The sequence below is a fragment of the Vallitalea sediminicola genome (assembly GCF_054408565.1).
Genome location: NZ_BTPT01000011.1, coordinates 39,168 through 58,710, shown reverse-complemented (window position 1 = coordinate 58,710; position 19,543 = coordinate 39,168). Strand labels below are relative to the sequence as shown.

Annotated in this window: 16 protein-coding genes; 1 reads left to right on the top strand and 15 read right to left on the bottom strand. The window is 30.2% G+C overall.

The window, feature by feature from the left end; all coding sequences use genetic code 11:
* Window positions 1-266: 266 nt before the first annotated feature.
* The 15 genes from ACX6CF_RS05225 to ACX6CF_RS05155 form a co-directional block, all read right to left on the bottom strand.
* Window positions 267-1,106 (bottom strand): 2-amino-3,7-dideoxy-D-threo-hept-6-ulosonate synthase, encoded by an 840-nt coding sequence (locus ACX6CF_RS05225; RefSeq protein WP_458784249.1) that lies wholly within the window; start codon window positions 1,104-1,106, stop codon window positions 267-269.
* A gap of 16 nt (window positions 1,107-1,122) precedes the next feature.
* Complete coding sequence (locus tag ACX6CF_RS05220) at window positions 1,123-2,064, bottom strand: peptidase U32 family protein (protein WP_458784248.1); 942 nt, start codon at window positions 2,062-2,064, stop codon at window positions 1,123-1,125.
* Window positions 2,018-2,941 (bottom strand): hypothetical protein, encoded by a 924-nt coding sequence (locus tag ACX6CF_RS05215; RefSeq protein WP_458784247.1) that lies wholly within the window; start codon window positions 2,939-2,941, stop codon window positions 2,018-2,020. The genes ACX6CF_RS05220 and ACX6CF_RS05215 overlap by 47 nt, the downstream gene beginning before the upstream one ends.
* Window positions 2,935-6,891, bottom strand: a complete 3,957-nt coding sequence (locus tag ACX6CF_RS05210) for an amino acid adenylation domain-containing protein (RefSeq protein WP_458784246.1) — start codon at window positions 6,889-6,891, stop codon at window positions 2,935-2,937. The genes ACX6CF_RS05215 and ACX6CF_RS05210 overlap by 7 nt, the downstream gene beginning before the upstream one ends.
* Window positions 6,892-6,894: 3 nt before the next feature.
* Window positions 6,895-7,710: an SDR family NAD(P)-dependent oxidoreductase gene (locus tag ACX6CF_RS05205; protein WP_458784245.1), complete on the bottom strand. Its 816-nt coding sequence runs from the start codon at window positions 7,708-7,710 to the stop codon at window positions 6,895-6,897.
* Window positions 7,707-8,474, bottom strand: a complete 768-nt coding sequence (locus ACX6CF_RS05200; RefSeq protein ID WP_458784244.1) for an amidohydrolase family protein — start codon at window positions 8,472-8,474, stop codon at window positions 7,707-7,709. Before ACX6CF_RS05200 ends, ACX6CF_RS05205 begins: the two co-directional genes overlap by 4 nt.
* Window positions 8,475-8,490: 16 nt before the next feature.
* Window positions 8,491-9,249, bottom strand: coding sequence for an ABC transporter permease (locus ACX6CF_RS05195; protein WP_458784243.1), 759 nt, complete (start codon window positions 9,247-9,249; stop codon window positions 8,491-8,493).
* A gap of 3 nt (window positions 9,250-9,252) precedes the next feature.
* Window positions 9,253-10,209, bottom strand: coding sequence for an ABC transporter ATP-binding protein (locus ACX6CF_RS05190; RefSeq protein WP_458784242.1), 957 nt, complete (start codon window positions 10,207-10,209; stop codon window positions 9,253-9,255).
* Between the two features lie 12 nt (window positions 10,210-10,221).
* Complete coding sequence (locus ACX6CF_RS05185; protein WP_458784241.1) at window positions 10,222-11,532, bottom strand: phenylacetate--CoA ligase family protein; 1,311 nt, start codon at window positions 11,530-11,532, stop codon at window positions 10,222-10,224.
* Window positions 11,502-12,455 (bottom strand): hypothetical protein, encoded by a 954-nt coding sequence (locus tag ACX6CF_RS05180; protein WP_458784240.1) that lies wholly within the window; start codon window positions 12,453-12,455, stop codon window positions 11,502-11,504. Before ACX6CF_RS05180 ends, ACX6CF_RS05185 begins: the two co-directional genes overlap by 31 nt.
* A gap of 15 nt (window positions 12,456-12,470) precedes the next feature.
* Window positions 12,471-13,418 (bottom strand): peptidase U32 family protein, encoded by a 948-nt coding sequence (locus ACX6CF_RS05175; protein ID WP_458784239.1) that lies wholly within the window; start codon window positions 13,416-13,418, stop codon window positions 12,471-12,473.
* 12 nt (window positions 13,419-13,430) lie between these two features.
* Window positions 13,431-14,834 (bottom strand): aldehyde dehydrogenase family protein, encoded by a 1,404-nt coding sequence (locus tag ACX6CF_RS05170; RefSeq protein ID WP_458784238.1) that lies wholly within the window; start codon window positions 14,832-14,834, stop codon window positions 13,431-13,433.
* 2 nt (window positions 14,835-14,836) lie between these two features.
* Window positions 14,837-15,952, bottom strand: coding sequence for a hypothetical protein (locus ACX6CF_RS05165; protein WP_458784237.1), 1,116 nt, complete (start codon window positions 15,950-15,952; stop codon window positions 14,837-14,839).
* A 535-nt stretch (window positions 15,953-16,487) separates the two neighbouring features.
* A complete protein-coding gene (locus ACX6CF_RS05160) occupies window positions 16,488-16,670 on the bottom strand; it encodes a hypothetical protein (protein WP_458784236.1) in 183 nt (60 codons plus the stop codon).
* Window positions 16,671-16,740: 70 nt separating this feature from the next.
* A complete protein-coding gene (locus ACX6CF_RS05155; protein ID WP_458784235.1) occupies window positions 16,741-18,126 on the bottom strand; it encodes an ATP-binding protein in 1,386 nt (461 codons plus the stop codon).
* 374 nt (window positions 18,127-18,500) lie between these two features.
* Here ACX6CF_RS05155 and ACX6CF_RS05150 point away from each other — a divergent pair, with 374 nt between their 5' ends.
* A complete protein-coding gene (locus ACX6CF_RS05150; RefSeq protein ID WP_458784234.1) occupies window positions 18,501-19,541 on the top strand; it encodes a hypothetical protein in 1,041 nt (346 codons plus the stop codon).
* Window positions 19,542-19,543 lie beyond the last annotated feature (2 nt).

Sequence of the window (19,543 nt, the reverse complement as noted above, 5' to 3'; positions counted from 1 at the left end):
TTTGTATAGCTGGCTCCTCGTATTCTATTATTTTTTTATTGTTTAATATAACTATAAATATTGACCTTAAACCTCTATACACCCATTTCAACAAGTTCAATAGAACTTAATAATTGCTGGCTCTATAGCAATTATTTAATTCAACTTATATATGACAATTTCATAATTACCGATTCTTATTTCTTATATACAATATGTTGGATTCAGCAACTTTATAGAATCTACAAATTGTATATAAGAATTTTTATGTAAATTATGAAAATGTATTAACTACATTTCTGACTTAGTCTGTATGCATCAGAAGCTTCAACGTAATTATCACTTAGTTGAATATGCTGAATTGCTTCTTCAAGTGTATGGGTCTTGTGTACAACCATGGATAAAGCTTCAGTTAATTTTGTTGGATCCATGCTTTGGAACACTTTTCTACCAAAAGATATTCCCGATGCACCTGCAATCATTATGTCATTTGCCGTTTGTATCACACTTATTGGATCATCATACCCTCCCCCTGCAGCAACCACAGGAATAGATACTCCTGATACAACATCTTGGAAGGATTCAATATCTCCAGTATAATTAACTTTTACAATATCAGCCCCTATTTCCTGTGAAATACGTGCTGCCAACTTAATACTATCTGGATTTTCTGTCACTTTATTACCTCTTACATAAGTCATTACCAATAAGGGCATTCCCCATCTAAAACACGCGTCAGCAACTTTTCCCACATCATGAATCATTGTATGCTCATTATCAGCCCCCAAATTAATATGTACTGAAATGGCATCAGCCCCAATTGCAATAGCCTCCTCTACACTTCCAACTAATGTTTTAAAATTAGGAAATGGTGATAACAGCGACGAATTACTTAGATGCACTATAATTGGCACATGACAATTTTTCATAATATCAATGTCATTCAACTGTCCTTTGCATAATACAACACCGTTTACAAATTCATTTTTAAAATGTTTTAAAGTATCACCTAAGCTATTAAGCCCTTTAATAGGTCCTACTGTTGCCCCATGGTCCATGGGTACAATAATTGTATGGTTACTTTTGGCATCAAATATTTTATCTAGCCTTTTTATTTTTCCATACATATGATCACTCCCTTCCTTAAACAAATGAATTCAATATCGGTGTTCCTGACAAATATTTACATCTTTGCAAATCGCAATTATCAGTTTTTATCATAGGCATTAATCGTATTGCTTCTTGCTTAATGGCATCAGGATCAAAATTATCGAGAGAGTCTACCGCCATTTTATAAATCTTTGTCAATGCACCTAATAGCGTAATATCTTTTCCTCTTCCAACAATCTTTAATGACTTAACTCCTGCATCATATAATTGCTTAATTGAACATACCGAACAGTCTGTACCTGCATCTAAATAATTAGATGCTTTTAATTTTGATAATGATGAGTAACCAGCATAGCTTCCTCGGCATGGTAATCCTACATTTATATTTTCTCCTGCTTCATGATATAAAAAGCAAGCGCCATTACTATTTGAACAACCAAAATGTGCAAATACTCCAATATCCATAGAGGTACTCTTTGAAAGTTCTTTTATTTCCTTTAATTTGAGGTGATGTGGTAAATACACTTCACTAACATTCATTTCTTCTAACCACTTTAAAAATTTCTCATTATAGCATTCTGTAAAAACACTAGCAATATATTTTACAGGGTATTTATACTTATTAAGCAATAATAGACTTTCAATTGATCCAATAATAATTGAATCAACACCAGCATTAATTCCTTCTTCAACATATTTTAAATATTTATCAACTATCTCTTGATACATAATAGGCATATTTACCGTATAGGAAACCTCTACACCTTGAGAATGAGCATAACTAACAATTTCTTTTAGTTCTTCGTCATTAACAGTACAGTTATTACCACTCCAAGTTGTTTTGCCTCTACCGCCAAACGTTGTATTTACTAGCTCATTAGTCGAGCCCCCTAAATATAATTCTGTCGCTCCTAATGCTATTTGTGTCTTAGCTACTTTTAATGAATTGACCGGACATTTTATTTTCATACTCATAGTCTTTATCCAACTTATCTAATCCAGAACATTTAATAATAGTATCTTTTATTGGATTAAGTTGATTTTCATCTCCTTTTATACTATTCTGTATTTCTCTATATTGCATATTTCCATGTACAAACAATGAGCTATAATAAGTATTAATCTCTGGATTATTAATAAAATATGGGAATGAACCTGTTAAATAATCCCACATCTGATCCATGTCTAATTTAAATACTTCTTCACATTCTTTGTTACAATCAGAGGCTTTAATATTTTTAATCTTACAATGTACACAAGAGCGAGAAAAACCAGCTAAAAAAAACTTTTCAAATACACTAATCGCAAATCCATTATCTCTAATTCTATCAACCTGTTCTAAAACTCCTCTTATATAAGGGACCTCAATTTCAGTAATATTTAATTCCTTCAAGAAGGAAAGTCGAATGTCATTATTATTATTAACCTGATCATACATTCGCTTAATGGCCTCTTCTTCATCACGTATAATATTTTCATATAGACTGTTTTGCATTGCACTCCATGAATAAGTTGCCCCTAGTATCAGTTGTTTTGGTTTATAACCGTTCTCTTTCATCCAAAGTAGTAAACCAATATCATTAATGACTAATTGAAAAGAATTACTCTCAAATAGCATACTGATTTCTTGAAGATATTCCATCATAAATTGAAAATGTTCTTGAGGAACCCTTGGTGTATATAATCTTAATTTTTTATCATGTTTTTTGCAGGTATTAAAGACTTCAACTATTTCATTACAATCTGGTAGTGCTCTACAGCATCCCATATGACCAATTGCAATAATATCAATTTCATTCTCTAATTCTTCTTCATTAAAATCTGATAACCTGAAATAATATTCTCCTAACATGTTCTCACCTCCATAATATAAATCTCCTCCTTCTTGCATACATTATGGATATACCCTTTAATATCATCTATTTCAATATAATAATCTGTATCAATCTCCATAAGAAATTCATTATTCTTCAAACAAAAAACTTCACAAACAATACCACCGCTGCGTTGAGTATGATTCAGTTCCTCTTCATTATCTAAAATATCTTTTATGAGCTTATCAGATTCCATATCTGTAAATCCTACAAAATTAAACTTTAGAAAGTTGGGTACATATATATCCGATACTGGCATAAATAATTTTAGAAACTGTTTGTATAATGGTCGAATTTTTTTATTAAAAATAATTGTAGATATACTTATGGAGTTATTATTTAGATAATCAATTTGTTCATCAAGCTTTTTTAAAGTACTACATATATTTTCCACATCAACTAAAATTGGAAGTATATCAACAAATTCTCCTATAGAATCATGAAAACTTTCATTACCGTACTTCCTGCCATAGTTAAGCATGCATACTGGTAATTTATTACTTCCGGTTAATCCTGCAATAATATGACTATACATACGAAGCGCGTTTTTAAATACATCCATATCATCATCTCTGTATTTAAAACGTATACTGTATTTTGTTGGTTGTCCTTTTGGAAACATGGACATTTTTTCATAACATTTGATAATGGATTGACTAAATTGTGTCATATTTAATTTTTCAATCAATTCGTCTTGCTTTCCACCATTACTTGATAGTGAGTCCTCTAGAATCGAAACATAATAAGAAAAATCTTTTTTCAATGGATTCACCTGAAAAGTTTCAAATGTCTTTTTTATGATTTCAAAACTCACTTGATCATATATGATATGATCTGTAAAAAATAACAGTATATAATCACCAAGCGCTCTCTTCACTAATATAATCGTGTAAGATAAACATCCATCTTCTCTGTATTTCTTATTATAATCAACAAAGTAATTCTGTTCATATAGCTTCTTAATAATCTCTTTTTGCATTGATAAGGAATAATCTGTTATATCTATATATGGAACATCTACTGTTTCAGGCATTCTATGTTCTTCCCAATACCATTCTCCATTTAAGTAGACTGCTCTACTTCTAAGGAGCATTTGGGATTTTATCATATCAATAATTGTTGTGTGTATCTTCTCAAAGGATACAGTATTATCGATTATAAATATATCACCTGTATATCTATTGGGTATCATTACATGTCCACTCTGCATACCGTTAAAAGTAAACTTCTTTTCTTCTTCATTACAGAGCAACTCATTATTAAATCTTTTAATGTCATCACTAAGCTTAGAATATAGTTCATGAACCTTTTTATTACTCTCATGATCTAATGTTTCTGAGTCCATATTGGATTTTGCATCTGGTTCATATATAATCTTAGTAGGATAGATAGTCTTATCAAAATACTTATCAATAAACTGGATAACCTGCTCTTCTTTTTCACGGTCTTTGTTCTCTAGAATTAATCTGTACTTCCCTTGAGTCATATCATCATACTTATATTGACTGCCTATGCAAAAATTCGAATTTATCTCTGTTACAGCTTTGTCAATATCTGTTATATAATTACCTTGGTTTTGTGATTCTATAAACTTGACAATATTATTGATTGAATTTAACTGGTATATATCGGTTAAAGTGAGTTTGCAGCCAGTATTTTTTTCAATATCATATATAATCTTAATAATTTGAAGAGAAGTAATACCATAGTATTCTAAAGGCTCTTCGCTACTATATATTTTTCTATTGATGATATTACCCACTATTTTGTGTAGTGTGTCCTCCATAGGAGTATATTTCTCTTCATGATCTATCAAATTATTTGTATTATTCTTTTTAATATTTGCCCTATCAAGTTTGCCATTTGGTAATCTTTTAATTTTATCAATACTAATAATGTAAGTTGGAATTAAATGATTAGGTACTTTTTTAGCAAGTTCTATTCTAAGGTCATTGACGTTATTATTTTTTTTGAATACTACAAACGCTTCTAGAAATCGCTCACCAATAGAATCTTCATTGACAACAATACCTACATCTTCCACACATTTGGTATCCAATATGTGTTTTTCAACTTCCCCTATTTCAATTCTAAAACCTCTTATCTTAACTTGATTATCTCTTCTTCCTAAAAACTCAATATTTCCATCATAAGTCCACTTTACAACATCACCAGATTTATACATTCGATAAGATTTATTAAATTCGTACTCATCTTTTTCTATAAATCTTTCGTTATATGTCTGTCCCAAATATCCTCTAGCTACTCCTGGTGATTCAATCCAACACTCTCCAATACCTCCAATCGGTGCCAATTTTTTCATTCTATTGACTACATGACATTTTACATTGTGTATTGGAGGACCTAAGAATACTCGTATATTGTCACTATTAAATTCATAGACATTAGCACAAACGCTTGCCTCTGTTGGCCCACATTCCGAATACACTTTGACATTTGGTAATCGATTGAAGTGGTCTTCCACAAGACTTTTATTAATTGCTTCACCTGCTAAAGTTATACTCCTTATGCCTTCTAAACTTGTATAAATATCGGATAATATAACTCTATAGTAGCTAGGTAACATCATTAGATGTGTTATGTTGAATTCTTCAATATAATACTGAAGTGAACTTATATTGAACCTCTCTTCATCGTTAATGAGAACTAAGGTTGCACCACTAATCAAAGGAGTAAATATATCTTCTACTGAACTATCAAAAGAAAAAGAAGGTAATTGCAACACAGAATCCGCTGTTGAAAATCTATAATATTCTTTACGCCACTGTAATGTATTGACAATCTGCCTATGTTCAATTAGAACTCCTTTGGGGTTACCTGTGCTACCCGATGTAAAAATAATATAAGCAACGTCTTTCGGTATGACAGTTGTTTCTAATTTTCTTCTATTATGCAAGGAAAGATTTTCAATATTTAACTTTGTTACGTTATTTAACTCTTTTCCACTAGTCTTGTTATGGGTTAATACATAATTCATCTGACATCGAGAAATAATGTAATCTATTCTTTCATCTGGGTATTTGGGATCTAATGGGACATATGGACACCCGACTTTCATGATCCCAAACATAGCTACAATCATCTCAATGCTTCTATTAATATAGACACCTATTGGTTCTCTTCGATGCGATAATATGCTTTCTAGTTCTCTGGCCAATTCACTTGATGCTTTAAAGAGTTCAGAATATGTTACAGCACGATTTCCAAACTTTAATGCTATTTGATCAGGTGTCAATGCTACTTGTGTTGTGAACAAATCATATATTGTCTGATTGTTGTTGTATCTTTTGTCAGTATCATTAAATTCACAGAGCATTTTACACTCATAATGAGAAATATAGTCTATCTTGCTCGTCTTGGCATTTAAATCTTCACATAAAGATAATAATGTCATCTCTAAGTTATTCGCTAGTAAATCAATATAATTAGGATTAATAATAGAAGCGTTGTATCGAATTAAAAGTTCTTTATTCTTAATATTACTAAAGTCAAATATAAGTTCATATGGTGCTAATGATTCCAGATTACAATTATATGCGTTATAAGCAATTAGAATATCTACATCTTTTAAATCAATGTTCTCCTTATTAAAAATAATCTTTGTTTGGTTCATTCGGTTTATCAGTTCCATTATTGTTGTATCATCTCTATTATCCACTCTTACTAATGATTTTTCATTAGTAAGAATTGATAATACTAAATCATCATAATCAATGTAGTTTTGTATTAATAATGAAACGGCTACCGTATATATATCTTGGTTATGTTCTCTCCCTATAGCTATTATTTTTGACATAGCATCTTCGTTAAAATAGTAGCTATATTCATTATATGTCTTTTCAGTACTTGTTTCATAATCGCAGAATGGTAAATTAATTTTTAGATAATCTTCATAATAATGATTCACGTTTTATTTCCTTTCATTTATTTTTCTTTCGTAGAGTAAGCAATTGTAGTTCCATAATTCTTGTATATAATGGTCGTTACTTGAACCCTTAGCTCCATCAATAACCTTTTCATTACTAATGTATTTTCCGGTCTCAAAGTTATTATTTAAAATAGATATAACAGTATTAATTGCATTTTTCAAGGTGCCATTGGGAGGTATTTCCCAACCTTCTCTACTTAATTTTGTGTTGATGAATTCAGGATCATAACAATTAACATCAATACCTCTGTGTTTTAACTTCTCACTCAGAAGATTGGCATGCATTAAACAATATAATTTAGACGCGCCATATACTTTATATGGATTAAAATTAGTACTATCAACTATATGGCTGACATCAAATTTAACATGTAAATGTGCTAGTGAACCAGTATTAACGATTCTTTTTAAATCTAACTTCTCTACTTTAAGCAATTCTTGAATTAAGATAAATTGAGAAAAATGATTAACCATAAACATTTTTTCAATATTATCTTTTGTTACATTATAATTTTTTGTGAATATACCTGCATTGTTGATTATTATTTTTAGATCTATATGTTGATTTGCAATTTCAGTAACACCTTTATGTATTTCATCAATACTTTCTAAGTCAAATGGAAGTGGTATTAGATTGTCATTGCCTGTAGATAATTTAATTTTTTCTATCGCTCTCTCACATTTTTCTATATTTCTACCGTGTAAAAGAATCTTATTAGAATTGCTGGACAGTTTTTTTGCTAATTCAAATCCAATGCCATCAGTCGCTCCTGTTATTAAAATTGATCCTTCATTCATGATAGCTTAACAAGATTTTGTATGTTTTTATATAGTATATTGTCAAGGTTTCCATATACTTCTAATTCTTCTACCTTTGTAAGCTCACTTTTTATAGAATGCATTGGATATTCAGAACCGAATATCATTTTATTGTCGCCTAGTATTTTAAAGGCTTGCTTAATAATGATGCTACTCCCTCCAGAAGTCTCAATAAATAAATTATCCAATTCCTTAACATGCATGACAGCATCAATATCTGCAGGACCAAATCCCATATGCCCCAAAATAAAATTAGTATTAGGAAAATCCTTAGCACAAGCTGCAAAGTCATCGGTTGAAATCCCCATACCAAAACCAGTGTGTGCATAAACAGGTATCCCTAGTTCACCAGATAGCTTGAAAAGCTCTTGCACTGTAGCATCAAAAAATGAAAATTGGTGAGAGGTAGGTGACAGCTTCAATCCTACAAAACCCTCTTCTTTAACTCCTTTTTCAAGAATATCAAGTGTATCATTTGTATTAAACGCTTTTGGATTTATCCCCATAAAAGCCTTATACTTATCATGATTTCTTTTTACAATATCTCCTATAAGCTTATTATTAAATGGAACTTTGGGTGGAGCGTCTTTCATTGTAATATATCTTGTCATTTTACGAACATCTATACTTCCACCTGGAAATAAAATCGATTTCGTTATACCAGCTGCAGCACTTTCCTTCTCGTAAATGTCTATATTTCCATATTCTGTATCTGATATATGTGTATGAGCATCAATAATCATTATCTTTCCTCCTATTCTAATCAGTTGTCCTCTTAATTCCTAATGTAGATAAAATGACTCCTATTAATGCAAAGCAAAGTAGAATAAGCAAATAGTAACCAACGTTTGCATCTTTAACAGTTCCGTAACAGCATTGTCTTACTATTCTAACTGCATATTCCAATGGGTTAAATAGGATAAGTTTTCCAGCCCAATTTGGCATGCTTTCTGCTGGTAATAAAATACTGGATAGAAAGATAAGAGGCATAGTAATGAAATTAACTATAATAACCACTGGATCATCTTTCCTTGTGAAAAATGCTAATGCCTTAGAACAGCCTGAAACACCAAAGCCTAATAAACCAATTGCTATAATCATGATAAATAAATCTAATAAATTACCATAAAAGCTAAATCCAAGCATTAAAGCAATAAGAATTACAATTGTCACCTGAATAAAAATACTTACAAAGGAAGCTAATAAATTACCAATGACAATAGCTAATTTATTAGTAGGTGATGCTAGTATCTTATAGAAAACACCATGTTGAATATCTTCTATAACACTCATTCCTGAATAACCCGCATCATATAAAACATTCATTACTACTATACCAGGCGTTATAAACTGAATATAGCTATAGTCTCCTGTCGTAAATACGCCTTGAAATAATTGTCCAAAAATTATAAGCCAAAATATAGGTTGCGCTATACTGAAAACTAAAAAGTACGGTGTTTGCACTTGTGATTTCAGATATCTTTGAGTTGTTGTAAAAATATCATTAACAAAATTCATAAATTACACCTCTCTAATATAGTTACCTGTATGTTCCAGATATATATCCTCTAATGAAGCTTCTGTTACCATAATGCTCTTAATATTATATTTCCAGTTCTTCGTCTCATCTAAGATATCTGTAATATAACTTCTTCCATTTGACACTGATACAATTAATTCTTGCTTAACTTTTTTTACTTCTTTAACAAATGATAAGTTAACAAGTTTGCTATAAGCATATTCAATAGCTTCATGTTCTTCATATTTAGAAAAATTAATCTTTATTAGATCATTAGCAACTTCCTCTTTCAAATCATTGATATACCCTTGTTTTATGATTTTACCTGATTCTAGAATAACTAATTTATCGCATAATTTCTCTGCTTCTTCCAAATAATGGGTAGTAAGAATTATTGTCATTTCTTTTTCTTCGTTTAATTGCTCAATATATCCCCATAATTTTTTTCTAGACTCTATATCTAATCCAAGTGTCGGTTCATCCAAGAATAATATTTTTGGTTCTGCTATTAAACTCGTTGCAATTTCTACTTTCTTTTTCATTCCACCTGATAACAATTTAATGTTTTTATTCTTCACTTCTCTTAGCTCAAATAATTCAAGCAAAAAGTCTATTCTTTTTTTCAGTTTATCTCTATATATATGTTGATACTTACCGAATAATCGCATATTGAAAAGAACGGAAGATTCTGGATCAAGCCCAATTTCTTGACATGAATAACCGATTAAGCTTTTAACTTTATACTCATCTTTGTGCAAATCATATCCTAAGATCTTTACTTTACCTTCCGTAATCTTGCTTAATGATGTCATCATTTTAAATAATGTTGTTTTACCAGCACCATTGGGTCCAAGTAGTGCTAATATCTCTCCGGTTTTAACAGAGAAACTTGCCTTTTCAACCGCTTTAAAATGTTTGCCATATTGTTTTGTTAAGTTTTCTACCTCAATAGCTAACATATAAACCTCCTTTTAACCCTCTTTTATTACTCTTACTGCTTTTGTTAAAACTCTTGGTATTTTATCAACAACTTCTACCATTGGAATGGTTCCAGTACCCTCTTTTATCACTTTCACAACTTTTTCTTTTAATTCATCATCGCTAATATCAGTACCATAATTCTTTTCAACTCTAATTGTCAATCCATCACTTTTAACAATTAAGTGATACCATAACCCGACTTCTTCTACTTTCATTAGATAATCTTCATAATAAAATGGTGAAAATACTCTACCATCTAACTTTAATTGATCGCATACTCTACCTCTAACAGCTATCTTTCTTTCTTTGATACCACATTCACATTCAACTGTTTCAATAGTTCCTAAGTCACCAGTTCTATATCTTATAAATGGCTGACCTTCCCTAACTAAAGTTGTCGTTACTATTTCACCAATTTCTCCTTCTTCACATGTCTCACCAGTTTCAGTATTAATAATTTCTATATAGACATGAGCTTCTGGAATGTGATAGCCATTTCTATATCGACATTCCATTCCTAGAGAACCACATTCAAGTGAACCATAGTAGAAGTATGCTGGAGCCCCCCATATTTTCTCAATTCTTTTTCTATATGTATCACTACAGCCTTCACCAGTAAGCCAAATCCTATTTAGATTAAAGTCTTTTATAGGATCTAAATCGCTCTCAAGTGCATATTCATATAAAGTTGCTGCATAGGATGGAGATGTCATTAAAACTTCTGTTTGTAATTTATGCATAAGCTCCACAGTTTTCTTAGGCGTAGAATACACTCCCCCTTTACCTGCTGGAAGAACAATAGCCCTTTCACCTACTTGGAAAACTCTTTGTAGAGATATTCCAGCTGAGCTCATCTCATATGGTAGAGCATTAACAATAATATCTGTTTCTTTTACTGGAATAAGCTCTGGGTATTTAGTTTGGATTTCGCTACAATATAAATCATTCATTGTATAAAAGCAGAAAATGTTGTCTCCACCTGTTGTCCCTGTTGAAATATTTAATTGTGCTAATTTGCTTTTATCCACGCATACAGTCTTATACGGTTTTCCTCTTAATTCATCTTTTGTTGTAAACTCAATTTTCTTAAACTCTTCTAAGTTGTTAATCTTAGTATCATCTAATTTGTGCATTTTTCCTTTGTAGTGTTCATTGTCCTTAGCTAGATCTAGGATTAAGTTAATAGCATCAAGGTGATATTGGTCTCTTAGATCTTTGTCCCATTGGTCGATATTATCATTTTTTTCTAGATAACTTTCTACCAAGTTTTTTATCCTATCCGTTTCTTTACTATTGAACATTCGCTTTTCTCCTTTTTTATTTTTAATAATTCGAATATATATTCTAAATGTTCCTTATTATCATAGAAAACACTATTGATAATCATAGTGGAAACATCTTTATACTCAAAATTATTATTTTCATTTTTCTTATATAGTCCATTTCCAACAACCATGAGTGGTGTGAAAATCTTCTTAATCAGTTCATCTTCAACGTAATGTGTCATTGAATTATAGTTCTTTTTATTCTGAACAGGTATAGTATTAAATTTTTCTCTGAAATCTATATAGTATGGTTCACTACATGCAATCTCTTCAGCACAAGTACTTGTTTCTTCCTGAAGCATTTTTTTAACTGGACAACACCTACTATAACCAACCAAACAAGATTCATAATGGGCTGATACTTTAAATGCTTTTTCTAATATTCTTTCAGTATTCTCACAGACTTCTTTCAAATATTCTATTTCAATTTCATTAGCACCAAGTGTTTTTACAAAGTCTAATTTATATGTACTATCCATATTACTCGTTGCAAGCGCTTTTTTTGTTTCTTGGTTCTCACCCTCTACAAGAAGATCGTACCAAGGACTAGATGTAAGTAGAGAGAATGCCAAAACTCTACCGATTGCAAAACCATTCATCAATTTTATATCTTTAGCTTTAAACATTAATCCATAATCATTTATAGTTACTAAAACATCAAGGTTTGCTATTTCTTTTAACAGCATAAGCATATTATCAAAATGTATATTTGGTGTTTTTGGAAATACAACCCTTATTTTTTTATTGTTATCATGTGCCACATTGACTAAATCCCTTATTTCATCATATTTTGGTACTTTATATACACAATTCTCATCACCAACTGCTATTATATTTACCTGAGATTCCATCAATGTATAAGCTTCTTCCATGGTACTGACTCTGATTTCAATATTCATATTAACCTCCAAAAGTTAAATATAATAACTGCTATAGCAATTATCCATATATCTACAATTTTTAGTTGCACAAAACTGACTTTCCCACCAAGGCACCGTTTTAAATGCCATAGCCTTTATTTCATCTAAATTTTTACCTTCTTGAAGCATCTCAATTGCAGTTGAATATACTCTGGTAAAAGGTAATACTTGCTCTACAGGGGTTGCTCTATCAATTAACTTTAAAGAATAGATATTAAAATCCATTAATTTTTTAATTGTACATAAACAGCAATCCAAACCAAAATCCAATATAGGGTATGCCTCTTTAATACTTTCATTCTTACTACTTACATTGAATTTTGCTCGACAAGGTATTCCCATATCTACTTCTTCACCCCATCTATGTATAAGTCCACAACGTCCATTACTAAAGGAGCAACCATAATTAGCAAATACACCTATATTCAATCCCTCATTACATATCTTTTCAATTTCATCATACTTGAGATGATGGGGAATATATACTTCATTTGCTCCCAAGTGTTTTAGCATCTGAACAACACCAATATTGTACGATTCTAAGAAAACTGAAGCCGTAACATAGAAATCTTTTGGTACAATCTTTCTTACTAGAATCAATGACGCCAAATCACCAACAATAATCGAATCTACATCTAATTTAATGACTTCGTTAATATATTCTTCATAATCATCTTTCATAGCATCTGGTAATGAAGGACAATTAGCTGCCAATGCAACCCTTACTCCTTTATTATGGCAATGGCTAATTATTTTATTTAATTCTTCAATACTCTCGATATTACTATTAGAACCCTTTTTATCAACTTTTATACTGCCTCTTCCTGAGAAAGAAAGCCGATTCAGTTTATCACTTCTTAATCCTATATATATCTCTTTTGCTCCATATTTACATTGTAATTCTGCTGATCTTAGACTATTAACAGGCGCTTTTACTATCATCATATCCCTCACTTATATTGTTTTAACTTTAAACAAATAGTCACTCATAAATCCCTCAAATGGTTTTTCAGGATCTACATCATATACATTTTTTAACAATCCCTGATGAATCATTTGAATACTTTCATCTTGCAAAAGTTCTTGATATATCGCATTATCATTACTTATTATAGATACAGCCAAAGACTTTCTTAATAGGTTCTTAGCCTTACTTCCACTCGCGCTCGTTACCGTAACAAATGGGAATGGTAATTCTATTCCAAACATAGGATGTGTAGGCTCCATATATAATACTGTTGGTAATAGATAATTGCAGTTTTCTGATACTACATATGGGTCAGACCCTATATATTTTTGTGAGATGTTTTCTGCTCCTAAATCAACCATTATTTGTATATATTTATTTAGAGCTACACACAAATTCGTATCTTTTACTGCTGGAATCATTGCTTTAGGATCCAAGGGATTATATATATGAATATGGCTTAATTTCTCTGCTATGGAATCTGAATACTTTCTTCCATCTTCTGTACATATAATAGAAGAAATTGAAATACACCCTTTTCCTCCATAACTCATAATTCCATCAATGGCATGTGTCACTACTTTGTCGAAATCTACACCACTATCTTCATCAACAAATAACTTTGATGATCCAGGACCATAATATTTTATATTAGGAAAGCCCTTCTTATATCTATCTATGACATCGCTACTTCCAAATAATAGTCCTTTTGATGTTGTAGACAAAATTTTATTTGTTATTTTATGATTCCCAGGCAAGAAACATACAAATTCCTTTGGTAACCCAGCATCTAAAAGGGATTGAATAATCCTTAATGGTGTAAAAACTTCATCTAAAGATGGTTTAATCATAATCTGTGATTTCATTGCCAATGCCATCATCCATACTGTATGTACTGTTGAGTTGTTACTTGGAGAAATTACTCCTACATCTATACCATCCTTTATCCAACCAATAGGCTTATTCCCCTTCATATACATATGTTCATTATATATGTCTAAAGATGTATCAGGTGATTGTGACTTTAGTATATTACCTATATTTTTCAGATAATAAAATATAACGGCTTGTCCTTCTTTGACATATCGTACCGGCAATCCTGTTGATTCTACAACGATATTAATATACTCATCAAAAGAAAGTACTTTATTTCCCATCAGTACATTACCCTTAAAAATATCAGCTGCTCGATTAAATATTTCTATTAGTTGATGAATATCTATGTCTCTACAGGATGTTTTATTTGCATCAAACAGATCTTTGGCTTGGTCTACTTTTATTGATGGAGCCATAGAGCATTCAGCAATTGCTTTACCTGATAAATCTGTTACTGTATTTTTTTCTATGGTATAATAATCTTCATTACCTATCTTTAATGGAATACTAATCATAATTAATAAACCCCTTCTACAATTTTTCCAGCCATATCTTGGTTAAGTCTAGGATTCATGATTCCATCCCAAAATATACCATTTTCCTGTGAAGGCTTTATTCGTTCAGCAATATCACGCTCTACATAGTAAGGAATAAAGCATTCTGGAGTATATCTTCTCATTAATACCCTACCTGTCTCTCCATAGTTAACCTTAGAAAACAAATCATCTTTAGATACGACATCTATCTGGATATAAGGATAATTAGAATAATATCTCATATTATAATCATTCTCTTTACGTGGTATCTCAAAAGATGGACCGAATAATGCATTTCCATAGGCCCCCATAAATATGGCATTCTTATATATTTCATTAGTGAATATTTTCAATGTATCTGGTGATGTAGCAGTTCCAGAATTCATTATCATCTTTAAATCTAAGGCATCAACATCAATATACTTATATAATTCAGTCAGTATTTTAGATGTTGTAACTAAGCAATCAATTTTCTTTGTCTTTAGAATATCCACTATTTGCTCCATTATATGTTCCATATACAGATTAACTGCATCATACTTTTGGGCAATAACAAATTTCTTGAATATTCGCGTATCCATATCTATTGTATAAAATAGAGCATTTGTGTTTTCTGCCATACGCTTAATAGACTTCCCTACATAATGATTACCAGTTGGTCCTGCATATAATAAGCTATACCCTTCTCCAGTATATGAAAAGCCATGTTTTGTTATGAAATGATACCCCATAAAACCATAATCTTCAAATAAGCCCTTGGTATTAAATATTGCTGTCTTCTCTTTACCAGTCGTTCCACCAGTTACAGATAACATTAATTTTGACTTATTTTTGATAAGACTTTTTGGTACATAATATTCTACTGGATAATCTCGTAACGCTATAGTGATCTGATTAGTCACATATTCAGGGTCCCCTAACATTTTCAGATCTTCTTCGGTATGAATGTCTCTAATACAATTTAGATTGTGATTTTTTTGGTATTTCAGCCAGAATTCACTTCCACCATCTTCATCAAATACAACTTTCAACACATCTCTCAATAAATTATCTGGACTAAGATTGATATGTTTTCTCCATGGGACTTGTTCTAACATTAGCTAATCTCCTTTTTTAATAATTTTATTTCTGTTCCATTTTTAATTGCTTGAATATTCGTTTTTTCCTTACTTATGTGGATATTATTAATATATAATTTGTGAAATATGTGACAAGCATTTCTTATAGGTAATCTTTTTGAATTCTTCTAATAAATAATTTGTTTATTATAATTCCAAACTATAATCCTTTGCTTTCAGACATTATAGCTTATAATACTATTAATTAATGTTTTTTACATACTTATTATACATCTATAATGTTCTTATTATATTTATATGTAATATGAGGTAGTGAATTATGTAATAACATGCCGACTTTTATTAATCTTACTTTGTATTTTGACCTTGATACCTGACTTTACCTAGCTATCTATATATAAATGCTAAAAAAATTGCTCTTATAATTAGTTGATTTTTTTTACTGTTCGCAATTCTCTGCTTAATATGACATCAGATTTTGGGCGTAAAAAAACTTCAGCTTGGTGTGGCTGAAGTTTTTATTGCATTGTATTTATTTATAATTGCTTATTTATTAAGCTCTATATTTACATATCCTTGTGTGGTATTCCCCCAGAAAAAATGTATTTAACTTTTTGCCTTTGCTGAAATCCTTCTGTATTTGTTCAAGATTATATTTTAGTCTATAGTCCTTATTCCATAAAAATATGTTGTTATCATAAACATTTTCATGTGTAACACTATATTCTTTTTTCATTATCTTCGTCTCCCTCCTTCATCTACTTCTTAGGACTTTATTATTAAATATTGTATAAATGTGTTGCATGTTATTTGCTACTATCAAATAAAATCAAATCGTTACGCCCTTTATTTAGATTCTTAATCCTATCCTCAAAACCATTTAGAGAGAACAATACATATATCTTATCATAATCATCATAACCTTTTATGCTATCAGCTTTTTCAATCAAATTATAGAATACACTGTCTTTCATAGGTTTATTTAAATACTTACATTCACCAACTATAAGCTTCTTATTATCATTATCTATAGCAACAATATCTATCTCTACTTTGGAATCCCAATAACTTCCTATCTTACTTATCATAAATCCCAATTTCCCTGATTGACTAACCAACTGCTCCCTACATATATCTTCATATACAAAGCTCACATGATTATCTATGAGGTTATTCTTAATTTTATCAAGAACATACTGCGTGTTTTCCATCTCTAGCTCACTTTTATAAGGATAAACGAATCTAAACCAAAATTCTATAAAGTTATCCTCTATATAATACAATCCCTTCTTACTCTTACTTGGATTTTTTTCTGTTACCGGAACACGTCTTTCCACTAGGCTTAAGTCTATTAGCGTTTTTATATAAGGCGTAAGCTTCGTAGACGGAACTTCTAGTGATGATGCTATCTTGGATAGCTTATGATTATTATCAGCAATAGTCTGTATCATAGAGAAGTATGTCATAGTCTCTCTAACTTCTTTTTCTAATAAAAACGTTGGTTCTTCGTATAAAAATCCGTTCTTATCCAGTATCTCATTTTTGATATTCTCTAAAAAACCAAAATCATTATCAAAAAACTCTAGATATTTAGGCACACCACCTGTTACTGCATATAGGCTTACCAATTCACTAAAACTTAAATTACTAAAACCCTCTTGTATTTCAGTAAATTTAAGGGGCTTAAGCTTCATTTGACATGTTCTTCTACCATATAACGGACTAGAATAATGAAGAACTTGAGTTGTCATCATACTAATATAAGAACCACATAATATAACCATAATATTTTTATTCTTTAATATATCATCCCATATTCTTTGGAATATCGAAGTAAAAGATGGATTGGCGTTAACAAGGTATTGAAATTCATCAATGACAATGATTTTCTTATCTTCTGGTTTATAGTTAACAATTAACTCAAAGATATCATACCAATTATCAAAGTTGCTATTTTTAAGATAAGGCATATCAGTAAATTCAGCTACAGATGTTATGAATCTATTTTTATTTTTTACTTCAAGTTCAGATGTAGATAGAAAATAGAGTGCCTTCTTATCATTAATAAATTCTTTAATGAGTTTGGTTTTACCAACTCTACGTCTACCGTATATAACAACGAAGCTACTCTCTCTGTTATACTCACTACTTAACTTTTGTAATTCTGATTTCCTGCCTATAAAGCTCTTCATTATTATCACCCCTTTATAATTACAATTATTATAATCTTAATTATATTATATCACTAAGAGGGGGATTTTTATACCTGTTTATAATAAAAAACCTAAGAAATTGGAGTAGTTAGAAGTATGTGATAAAACTGCTGAATTAAATAAGTTGATCGCTTACTTCCATTAATGCAAAACCCAATAAGTTCCGTCCCTTCCATAGAAGAGGATTAATACTCCTTAATGTATATTGACACAAATAATTATTACTGATACAATCATATTAATATTAGAAATATTTATAACATTTTAGTATATTGCATTAATACAACTATAATTAATGTAATATTTTTACAAAATGTTTCTTATTTATTTAATCAAGGAGGATTTAAATTTATATGAATAGCAAAAAACTACCAATTACTAGGACACCAATTATTGGCTATGTAGTTCATGCCTTCCCGTTATCAATAATTTTTAATTATGATAAGTGTATGCCTTGGTTCTCTTGCAACTATATTCAATTGATATGTAATACTAAGCTAAAAAATAATTTTTTCGACTTTTTTTCTTTATGCACTGCAACAGAAATTCCATGGATTGGTTCTATATATCCTGGTATCCCATGGCTTAATACTCATTCAATAGATAATTACACATTAATCGACTGCAATATAAATATAAACCTATCGATTATTAATTCATTGATGAGAGATAACTATATAGTTTGTCATCTTGATGAATTCTATGTTCCAAACAGATATGCATACCAGAAAGAGCACTATTTCCATGAAAATATGATTTATGGTTTTGATAATGATAAGAAAGAATATGATATATTAGGCTTTGATAAGAAAGGTCTTTTTAATAGTAGCAAAATAAGTTATGATGATTTTGAACAAGCTTCAAGTGATCTAGCTTCAAAAAATCATGACATAAAACTTTTACATATTAAAGACGATTTTTCATATGATCTAGATTTGAATTGCATAAGAAATTCATTACTTGATTACCTTAATGGAAAGAACTCTAGCAGTAGCTATACTATACTAAGAAACCCTACCACAGACTTTGTATATGGAATTGATATATATGAGCAATTAATAAAATATCTCAAATTATTGCATAATAATGTGGTAGTAAATGATATTAGACCTTTCCATATATTATGGGAACATAAAAAATGTATGGTACTAAGAATAGAATATATCATGAATAAATTCAAAAGAACTTTATGTGATTTAGAAGCAATTCATAACGAATATCTAACTATTCAACAGATTTGCTTTTCAATACGTAATTTATTCTTAAAATATAATATAACAAAACATAGTGAAATTATAAATAAAATCATACCTTTATTAGAAGATGTTTGTGTTAGAGAACAAAAAATCATACCTAGACTAATTACAGAAATAGAACGTTTAGAAAAAGCCTAATA